The sequence below is a fragment of the Enterococcus nangangensis genome (genome assembly GCF_005405245.1).
Taxonomy (GTDB): domain Bacteria; phylum Bacillota; class Bacilli; order Lactobacillales; family Enterococcaceae; genus Enterococcus_J; species Enterococcus_J nangangensis.
The window spans coordinates 17,205-39,504 of sequence record NZ_BJDR01000004.1; the positions used below are offsets into that span (position 1 = coordinate 17,205).

A 22,300-nucleotide genomic window follows, 5' to 3' on the forward strand; every position below is an offset into this window, starting at 1 on the left:
CGTGTACTCCTTTCTCCTTCAGCGTAGGAAAAAGGGGCGAACTAGCGCCCCTTTCTTCTCAGACTATTGATCGTCTTGAGTAATATTTTCAATGGATAAGTCTTGAACCGTAGCGATTTGTTGGCCTTGCGTTACGTTAGCTTTAAACGTTACCGTATCGCCAGCTTGTAAGAACATGGCGTAAGGATTATTTTGCGCATTGATGGTGAAGACCGTCGTTTGTTCTTGCACTAAGAAATTAACCGTCGTAGCTTGGCTTGTGCCTAACACTTGCACTCGTTCAATGGTGCCAGTGATGGTGGTTAAAGCTGTGTCACTAGTATTTTCGTTGTTACTACCGGAAGTAGCTAGTTTCAAACGATAGCTGTCTAAGGTGCCTTGAGCTGTATCCCCATCTACCACGATGTCGTTATCCACCGCGTTAATGTAGACGTATTTTTTGAAAATCCCTTTGCTGTCTAAGAGGGAAACAATCCAGGTTGGCACGCCATCCACATTATATAAGACCGGCATTTGGGCATCCCATTTTTTCTCAGGGTAAACTTTTTCCGCTAAAGAAATGGCTCCGTCACTATCCATTAAGCCAATACTCGTGTCGCGGTAGTAAACCATTTTTCCGGTACGGGCATTAACTAACGTGTAACCTAACGCTGAATCTTGATTATTGTCTTCAGAAGTAAAGTCCGTGAAGTACAATAAATCGCCATCTTTACTTAAAAGCGGTGTAATCCGACCGGAAGCGTAAACGCCATTTTCAGTAGGAATTTTCACGTCTTTTTTAGAGCCAAAACTCGTTTGATTCCACCAGCCTTGGCTATAACGACCAAAGTAGGTGTTCATGCTGTCAGCAGCCGAACTGGTGACCGGCGCATCGATAAATTCTGGTGCTTTTGTGGAATCGTAAAGTTTTACGTCGCCGGTTTGCGCGTTTAAGACCGCCGTTTTAAATTCGTTGTAGTGCATCTTGCCGGATACGCCGTACTCTTTGTACAACGTTTGGACATAAAAAGGATTGCCATCATCATCTAATTCTAAGTTGATGGTCCCCGTTGAGGCATAGCCAGGAAAGGCGGCATAAATCTTGCGGGCAGCGTCTTTTCCGAAATAAGCATTAGGCGAATACTTGATGGCTTTTTCTACAAATTTTGGTTGGGCATTCACATCAGTAGCCGAAATCATAAAGTACCCGGGAACTTCTTTTAACTTCAACCATTTGAAAAAGCCGTTAAATTCCACTGTAGCCACATAGACGTATTCGCCGTTTACTTTTTGGGCGGTGATGCCGTCTAAGGAAAACATATTGGAGTTGGGAATCACGGAAAAGTGTTGGAGCATTTTACGTTTGGCCGTAGCCGGTGCTAATGCAATCGGGGTTTCTGTCGTGGAAGCTAGCTTCTCGCTCTCTTCTTCGGTCGTCACTGGAATCGTGCCGTACACTTCATCGACACTGGTAAAGCTCGTGACAAAGCTGATGCCTAACAGTAAAACAAAAGCGCCGATACTGGCCCCTAGTAAAAGCGCCGGCCAATTGCGCGTAATATTGCGCTTTTCTCGCGACAACAGTCCTTGCCATAAGACTAGGAGTAAACCGCTATTCACCATTGCTCCTAAAATATTGACGGTTAGCATACCTGACAAGTTTTTATTAGGCAACACGAAATAACAGAAAGCCCCTAGCAACAAGAGTTCCACTAAAGTTAAAAGAATGACAAACTTTTTGTGGGCGTTCTTAAAAAACCAAATGGAAATTAAGCTGGTGCCTAAAATTCCTAGCCCAAAGAGGGCCGTTAATTGTACAAAGTCTAAAAACATTTTTTTCACCCATTCCCTTTTTCATTTGTTAATGGCCAGAGTATACCAAAATTCTGACGCTAGGGTATCCGTCTTAAGACGGAGTTGAACTAAAAGGGCAAATCTTCGCCAATTTTAGCTAACTTGCGGTTCACAGCTTCCAAATCAAATGCTGTGGTGGGCACTTTCCCGTTTTCTAAAGGCGCCACGCCTTTGCCTTTCACACACTGCGGGACGGTGACCACTTCTGCTGCGGTCAAAATTTTTTCGATTTTAATCGTTAATTGCCAATCGGCACCAAAGTCGTAAAGGTAATCGACTTTTTTTAACTTGTGGAAGTCTTCAGCGAGCCACGCTTCTTGCGCGATACTTTCTTTGAGCTCACCAAAAGGTTCCGTATAAGGACTGCGAATTAACCGGTCACCGGCGTGAAACAAATACAAATGATCATCGTCCCAGGCAAAAAGCGTTTGTATGACCTGATGCAGCGTTTCGTAAGTCAGATCTCCCGGCAATAAAAGTCGCCGCCAAATCGGTGGCTTGCTGTCAGCTAAATCAATGCGAACTTGAAAACCACCTGGAAAAATTGGTGCTTTTACTTCCCGTTTGTCTGCAGGTTTTATCAGGCCTGGAAAGGCAATGACGTTACTACCGGCAATACTTTTTCTTTTTTCAACGTAAGGCAAATCTTCATCAGCGGACACCAGGTCGCTATCTTCCACGATGGCGTTTAAGACTGCCACCTTTTCTTCTGACCAAACGCTAAATTGACTCATGGCCTCTAAAAAGTTTCCTTGTTGCTCTTGTAACAGCAGTAAAAAATCTTGGTAGCGCTCTTTACTTAACAGTTGTAAACGAAAGAGCGTGTGATAAAAATGTTTCAAAGCAAGCACTGAAGCCACCGCCTCTTCGGGAAAAACCGGCAAGTTAGTGGGTAAAAATTTCAAATAGACGTGTCGGAAATTTTCCGGTTGGGTCAACATTGCGATAGTTACTTGTGGACCAAAACCTTGGAAGAAGAAATCCATCGTTTCTTCCAGCACTTCCAAATTTACTTGTGGTCCCATAAAAAAGACTTCCGGTAAATCTTGCATAAAAGCTTCCATTAATGCTGCCAGGTCCAATTTTTTTATGGACATTAAGCCACCTCCCATGAATTGCCTTTATTCTACTCGAAATACTCCGCCACAACAATTGTTTTTCCATATTTTGTCATCAAAATAAAAAAAGAAGAGTCTTGCTCCTCTTCTTTTTACTTGAGATATTTCAAACTTTTTGCGCCAAACGGGACCACGTAGGAATTTTAAGCACCATGGTCGTCACCAAGACATAGATTCCAAAGGTCACCACCTCTTGCGGTGTTCGGGTCGTCAAGAGTACTGACCAACTAGTGCCATAAAGTAAATGTAACCACCAGCTATTAAAGCCCAGATAAATTCCAAAAGTCACCAAGAAGTTCACCCCTATGATGGACCACCACGTGGCAGCTTTTTGTAAGCAATACGCAAAGAGAACGCCGGCTAAAAAGGCCGAAAAACTAAAGCCTAAGAAAAAAGGAAATTTAGGAAAAAGCAACATCCCTAGCGTGTAGCTCACACCACTAAGTAAGCCCGCCATGAAAGGCGAGAAAAAGTAGCCGGCAATAATCATTAACACGAAGCTAAAAGAAATTTTCGTCAATAAAAATTGCAGCGAAAAAACACTGCCTAATAAAGTTTCCAGCGCAATAAATACAGCGCCAAGAGCTAGTTGTTTGGCCGGATTTTTAGTCATCATTATGCCTCCTTCATGGGCTTGATTGTAGCAGACATTTAAACGGCCCTCTATTTTTTTCTAGGCAAAAATATTTTTTAGAGTCTTAACGTTCGTTCTTTGCCGCAGCTAGGACATCCCTTCGCTGTAAGTTATACAAATGATCTAAAGGACCTGAGCCCTGCCCTAAGTTTAAGCCGGCTTTTAAAGCGCCAGTTAAATACTTTTTGCTAGCGGCTACCGCCTTATTTAAGGGGACACCCGCAGCTAATTCGCAAGCAATACTGGAAGATAAGGTACAGCCCGTGCCGTGCGTATTAGGATTAGCAATCCGTTCTCCCGTAAACCACTGGCCCCCATTTTTTTTGTCGTATAAAAAGTCATTGGCGGTTTCTACCAAGTGTCCGCCTTTAACTAAGACACTGCACTGAAATTTTTGCGCCAATGCAGCGCCACAAGCCATCATTTCTTCTTTACTAGTAATTTTTTGTCCCCACAAAAATTCAGCTTCTAAAATATTCGGTGTAATCACCGTGCTTAAGGGAAAGAGGAGCGTCGTTAAATTAGTTACGGCGCTGGGCTGTAAAAGGACGCTGCCACTGGTGGCCACCATCACAGGATCCACCACTAGACGTTTGACGTGGTAGGTTTGCATCTTTTCAGCAATAACGGCAATGATTTCGCTACTGGACACCATGCCAACTTTCACCGCATCTGGGACGATATCTTGAAAGACGGCGTCGATTTGTTGGGCGACAAATTCCGGGGTTGCTTCTTGCACGGCGCGCACCCCTTGGGTATTTTGCGCCGTTAAGGCGGTGATGACACTCATGCCGTACATTTTATGGGCAGCAATCGTTTTTAAGTCCGCTTGAATCCCCGCACCGCCACTGGAATCTGAACCGGCAATCGTTAAAACTTTTTTCATGCGTTGCTTCCTCCTTGCTTGAAAGGTGCCACCAATTGACGTAGAGCTTGCGCATTTTCTTGAATATCTTGCTGTTGAAAAATTTCTGAGACTAACGCCACGCCGTCAATGCCGGTGGTGTACAATTGGGCAATATTTTGGCGATGAATCCCCCCAATGGCGCAAACGGGAATCGTCACCGCCGCCGTAATCGCCTGTAGCGTCGCTAAAGGCACCGCCACCGCATCAGCTTTCGTATCGGTTGCAAAAACAGCCCCTACGCCTAAATAATCGGCGCCTTCTTTTTCGGCTTGCAGCGCTTGGGCGACCGTTTGCGCGGAAACGCCGACAATTTTTCCGGGCCACTGAGCTTTAATCGCCGCGACATTTAAATCATCTTGGCCGACATGGAGCCCATCAGCATCCACCGCTTCAGCCACCGCTAAGTTGTCATTAATAATCAAAGGCACGTGATACTTGCGACAGACAACTTGAATTTCTTTGGCTAACGCCACAAACTCCAAAAAAGCTAAATGTTTTTCCCGCAACTGAATACAGGTCACCCCACCTAGGATGGCTGCTTCTACACATTCGGCTAGCGTGCGTCCCCCTAACCAAGCTCGGTCGGTGACACCATACAATAATAAATTCTTTTTAGTAAAGCTCATAGCGGGCACCTGCTGCTAAAATTTCTGGCGTGATTAAACCAATTTCATCAATTAAAAAGTTGCGGAAGCTCGCATTGCCGGCTTGTTGGGCGACACGTTTCACTTCCGCCCGCTCGCCAGCTAAGCCCATTAAGGCGACCCCCATGACACTAGCAGCAAAAACATCTTGCGGGTTAGCTGTCACACAAGCCGTCAATAAAGCACTCAACATACAACCTGAACCGGTAATTTGCGCCATTGTAGCCACACCATTTTGTACTAACGCGACTTTTTCGCCACTGGCAATGACGTCTGTTGGTCCCGTGATAACAATTATGGCCCCAGTTTGTTGACTAAACTTTTGGGCAAAAGCCATCACTTGTGCTTGGTTAGCAGGCGTTAACTGGTCGGCCAAGTCGGCATCAACGCCCCGCACGGAACCAGCACCCAAAGCTAACATTTTTATTTCTGAAATATTGCCGCGAATTACGGTGAATTGAACTTCCCGCAATAATTGCTCTGCTGTTGTCGTCCGTAAAGCCGACGCCCCCACACCAACGGGATCCAGTAAGACGGGATGCTTTAACTGGTTGGCGGTTTGACCGGCCTGAAGCATGGCAGCAATCGTCCGTTCATTTAACGTGCCGATGTTCAAGTTGAGACCGCCACAAATAGTGGTAATATCGGCTACTTCTGCAATATCATCAGCCATAATGGGGGCGGCCCCCACCGCTAACAAAATATTGGCACAATCGTTCACCGTTACATAGTTGGTAATATTATGAATCAAAGGTTGAACCTGACGGACATTTTCAAGACAAACGTTTAACATCTTTTTTCCTCCTTAAAATATGATGGATCAAAGCACCACCGACAACAATCAACACCACCGGCACAGTGCTGCCAAAAGGCGTTGCCATTTGCAAAAAGACTTGATAGATAATAAAGCCTAAAGTCCACAAAATAAAATTCCCTACTTGCCAATTTCCTTGAGCCTTTTTCCGGAACCAGAAGAAATCAACAATTTGGATGGTAATCATGGGGACAAAAACGGAGCTAATCAAATATAAAAAGTTTTCGTAAAACGCCATGGGAACAAAAAGGGCAATCGCCATCCCCACCACACAAACAAGTAGACCGGCTGTCTTTGCTTTCGTTTGAGTCCAAATTGTCTGACTGCTAATCCCCGCAGAGTAAACATCAAGGAAAGTGGTGGTGACGGTAGATAAGACGATAATAATTAGTGCCACCACCCCTAAACCAAAACTTTTCATCATGGCGGCAATTTCTTCTTGCCCCGTGACTAAGACCCCCATCATGCCGACAAAATACATCCAACTACTAGTAAGATTATAAATAATGACGCTGACCCAAGTACTTTTAATTGGCTTTTGCGCGACACTGGTGTAATCCGAAATCAGCGGCAACCACGACAAAGGCATGGCAATGGCTAATTCCACGGCACCACCAAAAGTTAGTTCACTGCTAGGAACGCTTGCCGTGCTCCCCTTTGTCAATAAGAAACTCAAATATAAAACGGCCGCTAGTAAGCTCGCCATCGCCAAACTATTCAGTTTCGTCAGATTCCCTAAGCCCACCAGAACCCAGATTGCGGTTAAACCACCAATGACGATAACCCAAAAAGCGGTGGATAAAGGTAAAAATAATTGGCAAGCCTGCGCGCCGCTTAAAATCATCACGGCCGTCCAGCCGATTAATTGTAAAACATTAAGTCCAGCAAAAAACTGTCCACCTTTACTCCCAAAAGAACGCGCTACTGTGGTCATAGCATTTTGCCGCAACTTGCCGCCAATTAAACCTGCTCCTAACATTAAAGCGCCACCTAGCAGATGGCCAATAACAATGGCTAGTAAACCCTTTTGCCAGCCTAAAGAAGCAAAGAAAGTTCCTGATAACATTTCGGCAATGGAAATTGCGGCCCCAAACCACAGCAGACCATTTGCCGTAACACTCGTTTGTTTTTCCACGTCTTCCTCCTTGTGGAACTTGCGGACAAAAAAAAGAGAGCATCCCTGTTGGAATCCTCCCGCAAAAAGTCAGCGTAAACGTCCCTCCGTTGGCATTATCCAAATCAGGTTATGGGTCGAAGTTAATGACTTCCTCTCAGCCTGCCTACAAGCTCCCCGTGCTTATTTAATTCGCAGTCAGTATACGTCTTTCACTGTTAAAAGTCAATTTATCCCCTTGAATCTTCTTGCGCCTAAAAATCAGCCAGTAACGCCTTGAAAAACTTTTTTCCTAGTGGTACACTGAATATCCTTGTTTGGCTGACGAACCGCTGAAGGCGCACCATGTTCGTTTGGACCAACTTCTTTTGAGTATTTGCCTTGGTGAATACTCTTTTTTGGCGCTTAGTAAAACTGCCAACCATTCAATAAAAGGAGGAATCCAAATGATTCAAGTAGAGCACCTGAGTAAATCTTTTCAAGTGGCGAAACGTCAAAGTGGTTTTTTAAACGCCACCAAAGCCCTTTTTCACCGGGAGACCACTACCTTGCACGCTTTAAAAGACATTAGCTTCACGATTAATGATGGCGAGATGGTAGGCTACATCGGTCCTAATGGTGCTGGCAAAAGCACCACCATTAAAACCTTATGTGGGGTCCTGACACCCGATAGCGGGCGTTGCGTCATCAATGGGCGCACGCCGTGGTTAGAACGCACAGCTCACACTCAAGAAATCGGCGTCGTCTTTGGGCAACGCAGTCAACTGTGGTGGGACGTGCCGGTAGCCGATAGTTTTGAACTAATTCGTGATATTTATAGCGTTCCGAATCCCCAGTACCAAAAAAATTTAGCCGAACTGACGGAACTTTTGCAATTAGGAGAGCTTTTAAAAACACCGGCCCGTACCTTAAGTTTAGGTCAACGGATGCGCTGTGAACTAGCCGCCTCCCTCTTACACGATCCAAAAATTTTATTTTTAGATGAGCCGACAATCGGCTTAGATGCGGTCTCGAAAATTGCGGTGCGCAAATTCATTCAAAAGCTCAACGCTGAAAAAAAGACCACTGTCATTCTCACCACCCATGATATGCAAGACATTGAAGCCTTGGCACAGCGGATTATTTTAATTGGTCGTGGTGAAATTTTATTAGATGGTAACCTGCCTTCTTTAAAGCAACACTTCGCCGCTAGTAAAATGTTAACGGTGGAATACGCGGGGAAACTCCCAACTCTGCCCTGCGGCTTAACCTTAAAAGAACAAACTAACGGGCGAGCAGTTTGTCAGTTGAATCCTCACGAGCTTTCTGTAGCTGACGCTGTGGCTTTTTTCAGTCAAGAAGTGACCATTTTAGATTTAGCCATCACGAGTATCACCGCTGAAGAAATGGTAGCCAAACTCTATCAGGAGTACCAGATATGAAAAAATTCCAAGCACTTTTCCGCATTCGTTTTAGTAATACTTTGCAATATCGTTCGGCCGCCCTAGCCGGTATGGTGACCCAATTTGTCTGGGGAATCATGTCGCTTTTGGCGTATCGCGCCTTTTACCAAGCCGACCCCAGCGCGTTTCCCATGACCTTTCAGGAAACGACATCCTATATTTGGTTACAACAGGCTTTCTTGTCTTTATTTATGCTTTGGTTCTTTGAAAATGAAATTTTTTCAGCCATTACTAGTGGCGCCATCGCCTACGAATTAGTACGTCCCATGAACTTATACAGCCGCTGGTTCGCCCAATCTTGTGGCAATCGCTTAGCAAAAGCCCTCCTGCGCTGTGCACCTATTTTAATCATCGCCTTTTTACTCCCGGCGCCTTACAGTTTACGTTTGCCGCAAAATTTTTTAACTTTAATCCTTTTTCTAGCCTCTAGCATTTTAAGTTTAGGCGTCGTCGTGGCGCTTTCCATGTTAATTTATACTTTTACTTTCTATACGCTGTCTTCGTTAGGCGTGCGGATGATTATGGCTTCTTTAGGAGATTTTTTAGCTGGTGGCGTGATTCCTTTGCCTTTTTTCCCCGCCCCTTTTCGCCAAATTGCCCAGCTCTTACCTTTTGCCGCAGTGCAAAATGTACCGCTACGCATCTATAGTGGGAATTTAACTGGCACTGCTCTTTGGCAAGCAATTGCGCTACAACTTTTTTGGCTCGTCACTTTAGTTGTCATTGGTCACTTTTGGTTGCAACGCGCAACTAAAAAAGTCATCGTTCAAGGAGGTTAGCTGTGAAACTTTATTTAAAATATTTTGCCATGCACCTCAATAGTCAAATGCAGTACAAAGTTTCTTTTGCCTTAACCATGCTAGGCCAAATTTTAACTTCCTTCACGGCCTTTTTAGGCGTGTGGTTTATGTTTACTCGTTTTTCCCAAGTGGAAAATTTTACTTTTTCCGAAGTGCTCCTAGCCTTTGCCACTGTGCTCTTGGCTTTTTCTTTGGCGGAATGTTTCGGTCGCGGTTTTGATTTATTTCCCCAAATGATTAGTAACGGCGAGTTTGACCGGGCGTTAGTGCGCCCTCGTTCCCTGATTTTCCAAGTCTTAGCCAACAAGATGGAGTTCACCCGCCTCGGTCGCGTCTTGCAATCCTTAGTTATTTTTGCGTATGCGCTGCCCCAAAGCGGGGTCAACTGGACCGGCGCTAAAGTCCTTACTTTATTTTTAATGATTAGTTGTGGCACCGCTCTTTTCTTCATGCTTTTTATTCTCTATGCTGCCATCGCCTTTTTCACGTTGGAAGGACTAGAGTTTATGAATATTTTTACCGATGGCGCACGGGAATTTGGGCGCTACCCTTTTAGTATTTATGGTAAAAATGTTTTGCGCATCCTCACCTTCGTCATTCCCATGGCTTGGTTCCAATATTATCCTTTTTTATATTTATTAGGTCGCACCACCAATCCTTGGCTCATCATCTCCCCGCTTTTATGTTTGGTTTTTGCCTTGCCGACTCGTTGGTGTTGGCGCTACGGTTTAAAAAAATATCAATCTACTGGCTCATAAAATTTCTCAACTGCGTAACAGCTGTCGTTGCGCAGTTTTTTATTATCTACTCCTACCAACTTTCTGCAAATAAAAATAAATTCTTTTAACTTTTTTGACTATTTCTTAGAGCTGAGCTTTGAAAAAGCGTTTTTTTAATGTTAACATTATATATAGGAAGTGTTTTTGTTTTTTTAGCTAAAAAAATGGAGGTGTCCCGTATTAAGAATTTATTAATCACATTTAAAGAGACGATCTTTTCTTCCTTACCTTTAGCAGCCATTGTTCTTTTAGTCTGCGTTTTTATCGCGCCCCTAGCTGACCCAGCTGATTACTTGAAGCTTTTGATTGGTTACTTGGCCGTAACTGTTGGCCAGACTCTCTTTTTAGTCGGACTAGAGTCTAGCATCTTGCCCATTGGTAAAATTGTCGGTCAGTCCTTGATTAAATTGAAAAACCTTTGGCTCATCGTCCTGTGCGGTATCGTCTTTGGTTTTGTCGTGACCGTCGCCGAACCAGCTTTAGAAGTTTTAGCGCGGCAGACACATCTCGTCTTAGACGCGGTGGACATTCACGCCTTTGTCTGGTTAGCCAGCGCCGGCACCGGCCTTTCTGTCGGCTTTGCCCTCTTGCGTCTAATGAAAAACTGGTCCATCAAAAAAATCTTTGCCTTGGCCTATGCTTTTGTGTTTGCCATGATTTTAATTGTGCCAGAAGAATTTGTCGGCTTAGCCTTTGATGCCAGTGGCGCTACCACCGGCGATGTTTCGGTCCCCTTTATCTTGGCTCTAGGAATCGGCGTCTCGCAAACTTTATCCAAACGCAAGTCTAATGACGAAACCTTTGGAATTATTGGTATTACGTCCATTGGTCCCATTATCGCCATTTTCCTTTACGGCTTGTATCTGTTCATCAGTCGCCAAGGGAATCTCCCTTTAAACGATATCTATGATCCCGCCATTAGTGGTGGTTTTATGAGTATTCTCCAAGATAACGTTGTCGCCGTCGCTTTAGCTTTATTACCCGTCCTCTTAGCTTTTATCCCTTTTCAAATTTTTATTGTCAAACTCCCACGGCAAAAATTTATTCATTTAATGCTGGGGGCAATTCTCGTTTATTTTGGTTTACTAGTTTTCCTTTCGGGAATTGATTACGGTTTTGCCTTTGCCGGAAAATATATCGGGGAAGTCTTCTTAGATCCTGCCCGGCCTTCGTGGTTCCGCTACATATTGCTGATTATCAGCTTCTTTTTAGGCATGGCTATTACTTTATCTGAACCCGCCGTAACCGTCTTAGGGGACCAATTAGAAGAACTGACTAACGGCCATATCAAAAAGATGACCATTCGTTTAACCTTAGCCTTAGGAATTGGTTGTGCGGTAGTCTTGTCGGTGGTTAAAATTTTAACGGGTATCAATATTCTCTTCTTTTTAGCCCCTCTTTACCTGGTTGCCGTCCTCTTAATGAAACCTTCGTCTCAACTTTTTACTAGCCTCGCCTTTGATTCTGGTGGTGTGACTGGTGGCGCGTTAACCTCCGCCTTTTTAACCCCCTTAACGCTAGGAATCGCCCAAGCGGTAGCGCTGCAAGATCCAGCCAACGCCCAATCCGTTTTAACCAATGGCTTTGGTATTATCGCCTTTATTTCTGTCACCCCATTGATTGCTGTGCAAGTTTTAGGTATCCTATATGAGAGCAGAGCAGCAAAACAGGAAGCCCAAGATATTGCCGACGAGAAATTCCACTTGGCAGAACTGATGGAAGAAGAAGGAGAGTAGCATGGAAAAAAAAGTCGTGGAAATTTTACGTTTAACCATTATTACCAGCCGACGCAAAAAAGATCGCCTCTTGTCGCTATTGACGCGCTATAACGTCCACATTTTGACGGCTAATTATGCCACTGGTACGGTTAACGCTAACTTTTTAGAAGAACTAATCGGGTTAATTCCCGAAGAAGAAAAAATTATGATGAACTGCCTGATTAAAAAAAATCAAAAAGCCGAGATTTTTCAAGCCTTGCGGCAAGATTTTCATTTTGATCAACCTAATACCGGCATCGCCTTTACTGCTAAAGTCGACCAGGTTATCTTTTGACCTAAAGGAGAAAATATATGAACCCATCTATGGAAAAACGTGCCGTCCATATTATTACCCGCGCTGGCTTTGCCGATGAAGTCGTCAAGGTGGCCAGAAAAGCCGGCGCAGGTGGCGCCACCATCATTAACGCCCGGGGCGAAGGACGCCGCCACGAATTATTTTTAGGCATCACCATCGATTCTGAAAAAGAAATCATCCTCTGCTTGACGGATGCTGCAACCAGCATCAAAGTCATGCAAGCCATTCAAGAACAAGTGGGCATCGACACCCCCGCCCACTGCATCGCCTACTCCATTCCGGTGGAAGACATCGTGGGGATTGATTTGAATTTGTAAAACAAACGAGTGAACCTTTCATCACGTTACGATGAAAGGTTCACTCGTTTTTGGATTTATTTATTTGAATTTACTATTCGTATCTGATCCTTTAGCGCTGCGAAGTATTCTTCTTTCGTCAACTGGTAGAAAACATCTGTGACTAGTCGCTGAGAATCCTTACGATCTTGCCGTGCATAAGGAACCACAGCATTTTTCTTCAGACCACTTTTTTTGCATCACCATGCCAGAAGCTGGATTATCCAGATCATGCCGCGCGCAGATTCGATTAAGACCAAGCTCTTCAAAACCAACTTTAAGCAACGCCCGACACGCCTCTGTCATGTAGCCGCGACGCCAATATTTTTTATTTAACGTGTAGCCAATTTCTGCGCTAGCCGTTTTTTCGTCTAAATGATGAAAATCAATCGTGCCAATCATTTTGTTATTTTCTTTCAGGACAATAGCATAACTGCCTAAAGGTTTCGCTAAAAAAATTTGCGCGATTAATGATTCGGTTTCAGCTAAACTTTGGTGTCTATCAAAAACAAAACGTGTCGTTTCCTCATCACTAGCATACTCATACATATCTTGCGCATCAGCAAGTGCCACGGGACGCAAAATCAAGCGGGATGTTTCAAGTTGGCGGTTTTTATACAACTGCAAAAAAAATGTCATCATTACAAAACTCCTCTCGTAAGTACTTTTCAATTGTATATTGTATAGAAGCAATGCTTTCTTACTCACAAAGTTTGACTGCGTTGCATAGAGTCATTAACATAACTTGGTAAGTTGGCTGATTGTAGAAGAGCAGTCCAGTTTTCCTTTATGCCATACTTTTGACACTCTATCGTCCGGTTATCCTTGCAAATTATAGCCAGCATGCTAATTTATTGACGTTTTTCTTCTCGCATTCTTAGTTCACTTAGAGCGTTGACAAGTTTTAGCTGAAGCAATTCAGGAAGAGGATTTTCGCTAATAATTAATGCAATATACTCACCGCATTCTTCTTTAGTTAATATTTTTTCTACTAGTAATAACACTAAGTCTTCCATTTTTTCAATAAAATCTCCGACTATCCAACTAGGGTACCCATTTATTAAAAGAAAATATGCACCTAAAGAGATGGAAGTTCTTTTGTTGCCGTCTAAAAACACATGGTTTTGTGCAATAGAAAAGACTAGCTGTAATAATTTTTCTTCAAAAGTTGGATAGTATAGATCATTTTGCAGGTGAAACAAGGAGCTTTCGAGCAATCCTTTTTCTTTTACACCCGGTAATCCACCTGTTTTCTTTAAAATCATATCATGGGTTTCTATAGCATGCTGAACATCAAAGTATCTGTATTCAACCATAATTATTTATCCCTTAACCTTTCAAAGACAGCACGATGTTCTTCAATTTGCTCTTCTAACGCTTTACTTTGATCTCCCAAAAATTTCTCATAATCATTTTCAGATATTGGCCGAATGTATTCAGCCATCTTTTCATGATAAGCATTCCTAAAGCCATGATCCCTACTGGCCATTTTCAGCCGCACATCTTCAATAAGAGGCTTCTGCGCTGGATGATTAGCAAAATTATCGACAATTTCAAGTGTTTCTTGTCTAGTCAGCATTCTACCTAAAGAACTACTTTCCTTTTCAATTTCATAGGCTATACCGGCTTCATAGCTTGCTATAAGCAATAGAACCTCACTATACATAGTTGCACGAGCATTGTCCCTTTTAGCAAGAGATAAAATATTTCTGTATTCCTTAGTATTTTCTCTAAAAATAGATCTGTATATTTCATCAGTAAAAAAGGCATATTTGTACTGATTCATATCGACATATAAATTCAATGCTTGTGTAAACTTTTTTCTCTCCGACTCCTCGGCAAAAGCTCTATCTAAGTATGATGCATCTCTTTGGTTAATATATTTAACCTTTCCATCTGTTTTTTTTGTAAGAACGTCTAAAACAATATCAAGAATTCTTGACCTCACTAATCGAGCTTTTTCACTACTTTTAATGAGCATGGAAAAATTTAATATCGTCCTAAATGTAGACACGGAAAAACTCCGAGTGTTTGCACCAATCGCTATATCAGCTTTTGGTTCTTTTGATACAGCGTCTTTAAACTGAGCTAATTTCTTACCGGTTAAAACCATAAGTCCATTTTTCTCTAATTCTTTTCGATCAGACTCTATAATTCTTTCTATAGTTCTTAAATCTACTTCGAAGAATTCTGCAATCTGCGCATTTGAATAAACTTGAACGCCTTCAAATAATAAGCCGTTTAATTTATAAACATCTTCTGCTTCCTTAATTGCTAACTTATTATTTAAAATATTTTGTCTATCCAAGTATGACTCTGTTAAATCCTTATTCACTCTGCTTCCCTCCTATTTTTAAGACACTAAATCCCTTGATATATCAACGTTTCAACTTAACTGGCCGACAAAAATGTCGGTCAGTTAAGTTGAAATAAGAAAGTAGTTCTCACACCATTGCTGTTTCATTCCTCTAATCGAACTTTTCTGGTATTGGTACCAATATCTGTTACTTTTTCTCCTTCAAGAATAGCATACCTTTGGGACTATTATTAGTCTCTCCCCGCTTCTAGGAGAATTTATTTTAAAAAATTTGTAAGCATTCTAACTAGAACTTTACCTTTAATGATTATAAATGGTGCATTACTTTTTACACAAGTTTTACAAGCCTGGCAACTAACCACAACAAACAAAAAAGACACCCCCTCACTAAAAGAAAGTGTCTGAAAAGAAACCTTTAAAAATTATATTTTATTCGCACATTGGGATTCATGTAGCGACCTTTACTTTTTGTCCCTTTGCCTCGTTGAATAGCTTTTTGCGGGCACACATGGAGCAGTTGTTGCCCCACACCGGTTTTTTATCGACTTTAATATTCCGCATTGGACAAATCCACTCACATTCACCACAGGTGATGCACGTATCTTCTGCATAAAAAGGTTTCGTTGAACTGGCATATTTATGAAAAATGGGGGCGACAATTCCTGATTTGACGGAAAATGCTGCATCTAATGAGCGTCCTGCTGCTTTTTCAAGATAGTGCATCAAATTACCAACACTTCCTGCACAGCTGGCTATCGCATAAAAATAAATATCCTTGGCATCCTCCACTAAATGTTTTTCCACAAAATCCAGTACAATTTCAGGAGGCGCCCAAGCATACGTTGGGAAAACTAAACCCACAACGCCCTCACAAGCTGGCATGGGCTTCCCTGCCATAATTTCAGCAATGGAAAATACTTCATCGCCAGTTAACTCCCCTAATTTTTTTGCTAAATAAAGAGAGTTCCCTGTTCCTGTAAAATAAAATATCATTGGCCTTGACCTTCTTACTCTATAATATTTACATACCCGTAATAGTTGTACCCTTTTCTTTTTTCTGCATTTCCTCCCACTTGAAAGTTGAAAGGTGCGCCATAATGTTGACAAGCCAACGCATAATGGCAAAGAGCAATACCGATATCTATTCTAGTTAATTTATATAAAAGGGATACTGGTGGCTTAAGGATTTGCCGATAAATCAAGATTTTATCCACTTTTTTTCAAAATACCAAGGTTGTAAATTTATACCAGAAGGCGCTAGGTGCATGGCTTGAATCCCCTTATCTTCTGGTGCATTAGTTATTTCAGCAAGCTCCTTTCGTTTAAATTCGGAAAGTTGACGATGGGGAGATCCTTCCACCTTGCCAAAAGCAATCACAATCAGGTCTTTTTTCTTGCGATTTTCACTGGCATCTTTAGAAGCACCTAGCCAAGTAGCCCCTAGACCTCGTGTATTTAACCACAAGATAAACTGCTCCCCAATAAAACCAGCATTTTCTTGCTCCCCTTCTTGACCACTACCACTAATAATTAAGTACTGAGGCGCTTTTACCTGAAAAATTCCTTTTGTTTTAGTGGCAAAACGATAATCTAGGGAAACATTGGGAAAAAGTGGCTCAAAATTTTTAATCGTTGTTTCAACTTCTGCTAATTCACTTGCACTGAAGGGCTCATCAAGATACTCTCGACAAGCTTTCCGTTGACTGATGGCATCAAATAAATCCATAATTACTCTCCTTTATCACAATTAATAGAATCAATATCTAAAAAAAGCTGCTTCAAAGGCTCATAGACACTTAGGTTTAACGTATAAAATGTCATGGTCCCTTCCTTGCGCATGTGGACAACACCGGCGTCTTTCATAATTTTAAGATGGTGGGAAACAGCTGGTCGGGATAAATTTGTACAAGCTGTAATCTCCACCACCCGCATGCCTTTTTCACACGTGCCGTTATTCATCATAGTCAGTAAAATCGATTGCCGCACTTCATCGCCAATCGCTGTAAGAATCGGCTGACAGGCAATAAATCCTTTTTCAATTGCTTGAATCGTGTTCTCGTACTTTTCTGCCATGGCGAACTCCTTTCTTAATGATTTAAGTAGCTGTTTTTTTCATACATATTTTTATTTTCAAGTTTGTTCGTTTAATCGTTTAAACCAACGAACTACGTATTTAGTGTACAAATTTTATTTCGCGTTGTCAAGAAGACGCTTACAAGAAATTTGGGTAGAAAACTTAACCGTAGTGCAAAAAATAAAAAAGACACCCACTCACAAGGAGAAGGTATCTGAAATAGCGAAAGGCTGAATACTTATCTATTACGTTGAGTATCAAATACTTTTGGATAAATAAATCACTAAATCATCATTATTCAAACACGGTTCATCCTCAGCTAAATTTTTGTTGTTAAACCATAAACCAGTTCCATCCGGTATGTAACCTCTTTTAACGTACATTCTTTGCGCCGCTCCATATCCTGAATGCATCCCGACACCTAAGGTAATAATGTTGGAAAAGTTTTTTGCTTTCTGTTCGATGTTTTCCAATAGTTTATTTCCAATGCCCAACTTTTGGTATTTTTTAAAGACGTTAAAATCTGCGACTTCTGGATATAGATTAGCAAACGGTCCATGAGACGCTACTTTTATTAAGGTTACATATCCGGCTAGCTCTGTTGGAATCTCTGCTACCAACACTATTCTAGCTCCTAAAACTTGTTCCTCCCAGTATTTTTTTAAGACATCTTCTCTAGCATCCCAGCCTTGATTTACAAACATCTCTGCTAGCTTACAAATATCTTCTTGCTTCATTTTTCTAAAATTAATTCCACCCATGTCGTCTTTTTCCAATTTTTCTTCCTCGATTCTCGTGTTTCTTTTATTATACGCAATTAAGTTGGGATAAGTATATCTTACTGTCTTTTATTGAATTTAATACAAACGTCACTCTGAGACGAGCAAAATATTTTTTGCTAACGCTCTCAAATAATGAATCCCAATAAAATTTAGATATCCTTATATGCAATTTAGAGTAGTATAGTAGCTAAGAGAAGAAGTTTAATTTAAATTTAAAAGAAAAAGGTGACATAATGAATAATGAAGACGAAGAAATTGTAATTAGTGAAATTATGAAAATCAAGGTTGTAGCGGATAAAAGCGATTGGGAATTACGAGGAATAATGGCCCAAAGGCAGGAAGAGCTGTTTCTATCAAATGCTGAATTATTTCAAAGTCCTTACTTAGAAAAAGATTCTGGAATTACCAAAATAAAAAAATGGTTCAATAAAAAAGCAAAAGAAGCTGAAACAAATAATCCAAATAAAAATATCTTTAAAGTCGATAAGTTTTTACGTCCACTTAAGGATCCAGATTATTCTTCCATACATTGTCTAGCCGTTTATGAATTAATAAAAAAATTTGATAAGTATAAGTTAACAGATGATAACATTCTTTACGTCAACATGAATTTTTCCTCAATCAACATGACCTTAGATGATTATATAGAAGCTTTTAAAATAGCCATAAACGCAGCCGAAACTATAAATAAAGAAAAAGAAACTGAATATGTCTATGTTGTCCACAGAAACGATGGAATGGTTGCTGTTGTTGGAAAATCGTCTTTTACAGATGCAAAAAATAGTTATGGAGATTTGTTTATGGAATTAAATCTAACCGGTTTAGCTGGAACTGCAAATATTATATTGCGAACAAAGTTTGGAAATGACTTTGCAGATGATTTGCCCAGTTATTATAAATTAGCTTGGGTTATTAAGGTGCCTGAGGATTACACATCGATAGATAAAAATAGAGCCTCTACTTTTGAAGAAGATCTTGGTAATTTTCTAATAAAAAATGATGTTCCTATTTTGAATTACTACTCACATATATTCAACTAACTAAATACTATCATCAAACATATAATTTTCTTTGCAACTATAAGCTTCTATCATAAGGAGACATCTCAAGGAACTAGATTAATGGAGTTCAAAGTACACTGATCACCGACTTCGAAAAATCACACTATATATTTTTGCACAGAATGAATAGACCTCGATTTCTACGAAAAGATCTATTTATTCTTCTACACAAAGATGGCTCTATATCAAATTGATTTGATATAGAGCCATAAACTATTCATTTCTAAAAAAACGGAATCGAAAGATTAACGTTTTTAGAATTGTGAAGCTTTACGAGCTTTTTTAAGACCTGGTTTCGCTTATAAAGAACGCAAACAGATTGTTTATTGTTTAATTTCAAGGGTTTTATAAATTTTTAAAAGTCTTTACATCAATCAGTTTCAACTGATTTCAAGCAACTCGTACAGCACAACGTACATCAAAAAAATACGCAAACCAGAACACGACTACTCAACATAAATAACGAACTAATAATTATTTATGTTTGACATATCATACCTAGAAATATTCAAGATTAATTCTCTACAGCCGCCTTAAACAACATTATATCTCATCAGCTTTCTAACTCAGACGAGTGATATTTCTCAATGACTATTTTTAAAATCTCAACAATTTCAATATTTCCATCTACATATTCTTCTACTAATTTCATCGTCTCTTCGGAAGGCATTACTGCATCTAATGCTGAGTATGCCAAAGCAGTATCTCGAAGTTTTTGCCGCTCAATTTTCGTGGTGTATCTTACATTATGTTCGTCATCAGTCATACCCTACGACTCCTTATGGGTTGCTTACTAATAAAATACTGACACATTTTTTCTGTATTAAACTACTCCTTTTTGATTACATAATAGTTTAAAATCATTAAAACCATAACAGATCCTTTGAGGGATGGAATTATTATTTAGATTGCAGCAATACTGTTAGCATCTCGTATGTCTGCGTTTTATCAAAAGGAATATCCTCATTTTGAGGAATTTCATTTATTCGTGTCTGTAATTCATCTAAGAACTCCAGCATGTCTTCTTGTACATGTTCATTAACGGACAACGGATCGAGATTTTTCAAAGAACCTAATAGTCTTGCTATATCGTTTAAATGCTTCTTGATGTTTCTACTATCCACGCGCATGGTTCCCTGTTCACGTTTTTTAGTTAAATCCAACCAGGCTTTTGCTTTAAACACAATAAGATATTTACTGTCCAGCACTGAATAGCCATCTACAATAATTTTTCCTTTTACGAGAAGATCATAATAGTCTTCATCCAGTAATAACGCAGATAAACTCGTATCCTCATCAAAATGTACTGGGGCTGTTCTTAATGTACTACTAAACCAATTTGGTGTTACACAAAATAGCTCTATAATTGCTGGATAATCTGGATTATCTGTTTTAGAGCGATATAGTTTTCCCTTTTCATCCATTTTATTTGGTGTGTACCCACCTACATGAATAAAGTCAACAAATGCCTGATAAAACAACCGATCTTTCTTTTCTTCGATAATCACTAAGTCATAATCTTTTGTTGAACGACTGTTCAATCCGTTTTGATGTAAAACAAGTGATGTAGCAGTACTACCAATTATCACATAACGATCCGAATAATCTTTAAAGGCTTCTAGAAATGCATGTATCCTAATAAAGTAGACACCTTTTTTGCTATACTATTAATTATTTAGACATCTTTTGAGAAAGGAATTTTGATTATGGTAGACAAGCGTAAATCTCCACGAAAATTTGACGAAGAGTTCAAAAAATCAATCGTAAAACTTTATGAAGGCGGCAAATCACAAAACGCATTAGCTAATGAATATGGAATCGCCCTGTCCTCTGTAGCTCGTTGGGTGAAGCAATATTCTGAAGTTAAAATTGATGATGATACGATCCTCACGGCTCGACAGATCAAGCAATTACAGAAACGAAATCTTCAGCTAGAAGAGGAAAACTTAATCTTAAAAAAAGCGATTGCCATATTCACGCCACACTCAACGAACGACTAAATGCAATTCGTATGTTACATCACGAACACTCTATTGTTACGCTTTGCAGGGTTCTTAAGGTTAATCGCTCGACTTACTACAAACGTTTTTCTGGAAAGATTTCCCCCAGAACAGCAGAAAATCAACAGTTGAGAAAGACAATCTTAGAAATCTATACAACTTCTCAAAAACGAGTAGGTCCTGCAAAAGTACGACGTATGCTTCTACGTGACTATGGCATTTCTATCAGCATTGGCCGAGTTTATCGCCTAATGAGCACTATGCACTTACCTAAAATGTCTACAGTGAAACCTGCCTTTAAACCGACCGAAGGTCAGACTTCTTTGAAACGCCCAAATCATTTGAAGCAAGCATTTAACCCTCCTGCACCAAATCAAGTATGGACGAGTGATTTTTCTTATATTCCTATTGGAAATAAATCATTTGTTTATCTTTGTGTAATTTTAGATTTATTTTCTAGGAAAATCATTGCTTGGTCTGTCAGCAAAAAAATTGACACAGCTTTAGCTATTACAACAATAGAAAAAGCAATCCAAGTCAGAAATCCTCAGGCTTCTGTTCTTTTTCACACAGATCAAGGTTCCCAGTACACTTCATTTGAATTCAGGAAGTTTTTAGAAAATCATTCTATTGTTCAATCCTTATCGAAACCTGGATATCCTTGGGATAACGCCGTAACAGAAGCTTTCTCCAAATATATGAAGAAAGAGGAACTCAACAGGAGAACCTTTTCTTCTCTTCAAGAAGTCCAACTGGCTTGCTTTGAATATATCAAGGGATTCTACAACACGCAGCGCCCTCATGACACCCTAGATATGCTTACACCAAATGAAATGGAGGATAGATATTTTGATTCTCGCTAAGTACCTTCTCTTTTTGTGTCTACTTTATTGACAGTTATCCAGAGAGAAACACACAGTTACTATTTGCGACATGCAAGATGGCATTGCAAGCTTAGTTCCTAGCTACCACCTACATTTTTTTGGCGAGATTTCCACAGGGCTTCAACTTCATCGCTTCGATCAGCGGTCAAACGGTTTTGGTTTGACGGCTGGTCGAAACGATGAGATACTCACCCGCTGGAATCTCGAAAAAATTCTCACAAATCGTGTCCGAGGTATTGACTCAAATCCACTTCATACCTTCTCCTTGCTTATTCTAAATTTCACTTAGAACTATTTTTTTTATAAGTTGAAAAATTTAATAATGGAATATCAATCAAAGAAATCACCTGTATAAAAATTTTCATTACCTAGTTTTTTAACGGTCAGTTTAAACATAACACAACCATCAGGGCATACAAGGTCTTTAGAGAACTCATCTTGACCGCCAATATTTATTAAATTCCCGCCACTTCTAACAGCTTCCATAGTTGGAAACATAATCATCATCATTTTAGAACAGATACCATAGCCATCTTGATTAACAGGACATCCATATGTGCAAGAATAGGTATCTCCAATTTCTTCTCCATTTCTACAATATCGTTCCGTTTGATTTCCTCTTAAAAATCCAGTCACTTCAATGTTAAATTCATATTCTTCTTCGTACCATTTTTTCATTATTATCTCCT

24 protein-coding genes, 1 pseudogene and 1 riboswitch are annotated in these 22,300 nt (G+C 40.4%); of the genes and pseudogenes, 8 read left to right on the forward strand and 17 right to left on the reverse strand.

Annotated elements, in window-relative coordinates:
• Positions 1-63 precede the first annotated feature (63 nt).
• From FFM57_RS02325 to cytX, 7 genes are all read right to left on the reverse strand, one after another.
• Positions 64-1,812, reverse strand: coding sequence for a DNA-binding protein (locus FFM57_RS02325; RefSeq protein WP_137598986.1), 1,749 nt, complete (start codon positions 1,810-1,812; stop codon positions 64-66).
• 89 nt (positions 1,813-1,901) lie between these two features.
• Positions 1,902-2,930 (reverse strand): plasmid pRiA4b ORF-3 family protein, encoded by a 1,029-nt coding sequence (locus tag FFM57_RS02330; protein WP_170999860.1) that lies wholly within the window; start codon positions 2,928-2,930, stop codon positions 1,902-1,904.
• Between the two features lie 127 nt (positions 2,931-3,057).
• Entirely contained in the window at positions 3,058-3,564 is a 507-nt protein-coding gene (locus FFM57_RS02335) for a folate family ECF transporter S component (protein WP_170999861.1), read from the reverse strand.
• Between the two features lie 85 nt (positions 3,565-3,649).
• Entirely contained in the window at positions 3,650-4,471 is an 822-nt protein-coding gene (gene thiD, locus FFM57_RS02340; protein ID WP_137598922.1) for a bifunctional hydroxymethylpyrimidine kinase/phosphomethylpyrimidine kinase, read from the reverse strand.
• Positions 4,468-5,118: a thiamine phosphate synthase gene (gene thiE, locus FFM57_RS02345; RefSeq protein ID WP_137598923.1), complete on the reverse strand. Its 651-nt coding sequence runs from the start codon at positions 5,116-5,118 to the stop codon at positions 4,468-4,470. Before thiE ends, thiD begins: the two co-directional genes overlap by 4 nt.
• Positions 5,105-5,929 carry a hydroxyethylthiazole kinase gene (gene thiM / locus FFM57_RS02350; RefSeq protein WP_137598924.1) on the reverse strand — a complete coding sequence of 275 codons (825 nt, stop codon included), beginning with the start codon at positions 5,927-5,929 and terminating at the stop codon, positions 5,105-5,107. Before thiM ends, thiE begins: the two co-directional genes overlap by 14 nt.
• Positions 5,910-7,085 (reverse strand): putative hydroxymethylpyrimidine transporter CytX, encoded by a 1,176-nt coding sequence (gene cytX / locus FFM57_RS02355; RefSeq protein ID WP_137598925.1) that lies wholly within the window; start codon positions 7,083-7,085, stop codon positions 5,910-5,912. Before cytX ends, thiM begins: the two co-directional genes overlap by 20 nt.
• Before the next feature lie 64 nt (positions 7,086-7,149).
• Positions 7,150-7,254, reverse strand: a riboswitch (TPP riboswitch).
• Positions 7,255-7,510: 256 nt separating this feature from the next.
• On the opposite strand from cytX, the gene FFM57_RS02360 reads away from it, so the two are divergent.
• The 6 genes from FFM57_RS02360 (at position 7,511) to FFM57_RS02385 (ending at position 12,475) form a co-directional block, all read left to right on the forward strand.
• Entirely contained in the window at positions 7,511-8,485 is a 975-nt protein-coding gene (locus tag FFM57_RS02360) for an ABC transporter ATP-binding protein (RefSeq protein WP_137598926.1), read from the forward strand.
• Entirely contained in the window at positions 8,482-9,285 is an 804-nt protein-coding gene (locus FFM57_RS02365) for an ABC transporter permease (RefSeq protein WP_137598927.1), read from the forward strand. The genes FFM57_RS02360 and FFM57_RS02365 overlap by 4 nt, the downstream gene beginning before the upstream one ends.
• Before the next feature lie 29 nt (positions 9,286-9,314).
• Complete coding sequence (locus tag FFM57_RS02370; protein ID WP_137598987.1) at positions 9,315-10,064, forward strand: ABC transporter permease; 750 nt, start codon at positions 9,315-9,317, stop codon at positions 10,062-10,064.
• Positions 10,065-10,201: 137 nt separating this feature from the next.
• Positions 10,202-11,821, forward strand: a complete 1,620-nt coding sequence (locus FFM57_RS02375; RefSeq protein WP_212741475.1) for a DUF1538 domain-containing protein — start codon at positions 10,202-10,204, stop codon at positions 11,819-11,821.
• A 1-nt stretch (position 11,822) separates the two neighbouring features.
• Entirely contained in the window at positions 11,823-12,137 is a 315-nt protein-coding gene (locus FFM57_RS02380) for a P-II family nitrogen regulator (RefSeq protein ID WP_137598928.1), read from the forward strand.
• 17 nt (positions 12,138-12,154) lie between these two features.
• Entirely contained in the window at positions 12,155-12,475 is a 321-nt protein-coding gene (locus FFM57_RS02385; RefSeq protein WP_137598929.1) for a P-II family nitrogen regulator, read from the forward strand.
• 56 nt (positions 12,476-12,531) lie between these two features.
• Here FFM57_RS02385 and FFM57_RS02390 read toward each other — a convergent pair.
• The 7 genes and pseudogenes from FFM57_RS02390 to FFM57_RS02420 form a co-directional block, all read right to left on the reverse strand.
• Positions 12,532-13,135 (reverse strand): annotated as a pseudogene (locus FFM57_RS02390) (GNAT family N-acetyltransferase).
• A gap of 209 nt (positions 13,136-13,344) precedes the next feature.
• Positions 13,345-13,809 carry a type II toxin-antitoxin system death-on-curing family toxin gene (locus FFM57_RS02395; protein ID WP_137598930.1) on the reverse strand — a complete coding sequence of 155 codons (465 nt, stop codon included), beginning with the start codon at positions 13,807-13,809 and terminating at the stop codon, positions 13,345-13,347.
• 2 nt (positions 13,810-13,811) lie between these two features.
• Positions 13,812-14,828 (reverse strand): DNA-binding protein, encoded by a 1,017-nt coding sequence (locus tag FFM57_RS02400; protein WP_137598931.1) that lies wholly within the window; start codon positions 14,826-14,828, stop codon positions 13,812-13,814.
• A 429-nt stretch (positions 14,829-15,257) separates the two neighbouring features.
• The gene (locus FFM57_RS02405) at positions 15,258-15,803 is read right to left on the reverse strand and encodes an EFR1 family ferrodoxin (protein WP_137598932.1); all 546 of its coding nucleotides are present in this window, start codon (positions 15,801-15,803) and stop codon (positions 15,258-15,260) included.
• Positions 15,804-16,008: 205 nt separating this feature from the next.
• Positions 16,009-16,536 carry a nitroreductase family protein gene (locus FFM57_RS02410; protein ID WP_137598933.1) on the reverse strand — a complete coding sequence of 176 codons (528 nt, stop codon included), beginning with the start codon at positions 16,534-16,536 and terminating at the stop codon, positions 16,009-16,011.
• Between the two features lie 2 nt (positions 16,537-16,538).
• Entirely contained in the window at positions 16,539-16,883 is a 345-nt protein-coding gene (locus FFM57_RS02415) for an ArsR/SmtB family transcription factor (RefSeq protein ID WP_137598934.1), read from the reverse strand.
• Positions 16,884-17,141: 258 nt separating this feature from the next.
• Positions 17,142-17,645: a GNAT family N-acetyltransferase gene (locus FFM57_RS02420; protein WP_137598989.1), complete on the reverse strand. Its 504-nt coding sequence runs from the start codon at positions 17,643-17,645 to the stop codon at positions 17,142-17,144.
• A 254-nt stretch (positions 17,646-17,899) separates the two neighbouring features.
• Here FFM57_RS02420 and FFM57_RS09935 point away from each other — a divergent pair, with 254 nt between their 5' ends.
• Entirely contained in the window at positions 17,900-18,706 is an 807-nt protein-coding gene (locus FFM57_RS09935) for a hypothetical protein (protein WP_246023358.1), read from the forward strand.
• A 574-nt stretch (positions 18,707-19,280) separates the two neighbouring features.
• Here FFM57_RS09935 and FFM57_RS02430 read toward each other — a convergent pair.
• Together FFM57_RS02430 and FFM57_RS09900 are read right to left on the reverse strand one after the other, a co-directional pair.
• Entirely contained in the window at positions 19,281-19,493 is a 213-nt protein-coding gene (locus FFM57_RS02430) for a hypothetical protein (protein ID WP_048603201.1), read from the reverse strand.
• A 133-nt stretch (positions 19,494-19,626) separates the two neighbouring features.
• Entirely contained in the window at positions 19,627-20,316 is a 690-nt protein-coding gene (locus FFM57_RS09900; protein ID WP_212741476.1) for a hypothetical protein, read from the reverse strand.
• 117 nt (positions 20,317-20,433) lie between these two features.
• Here FFM57_RS09900 and FFM57_RS02440 point away from each other — a divergent pair.
• Positions 20,434-21,590 (forward strand): IS3 family transposase gene (locus FFM57_RS02440; protein WP_246023360.1). Its coding sequence is split into 2 segments (ribosomal slippage): positions 20,434-20,692 and positions 20,692-21,590, totalling 1,158 coding nucleotides; the frame shifts between segments, so codons are not numbered across the junction.
• Positions 21,591-21,941: 351 nt separating this feature from the next.
• On the opposite strand, the gene FFM57_RS02445 is transcribed toward FFM57_RS02440, so the two are convergent.
• Positions 21,942-22,289, reverse strand: coding sequence for a TIGR04076 family protein (locus tag FFM57_RS02445; RefSeq protein WP_048603200.1), 348 nt, complete (start codon positions 22,287-22,289; stop codon positions 21,942-21,944).
• Between the last annotated feature and the right edge of the window lie 11 nt (positions 22,290-22,300).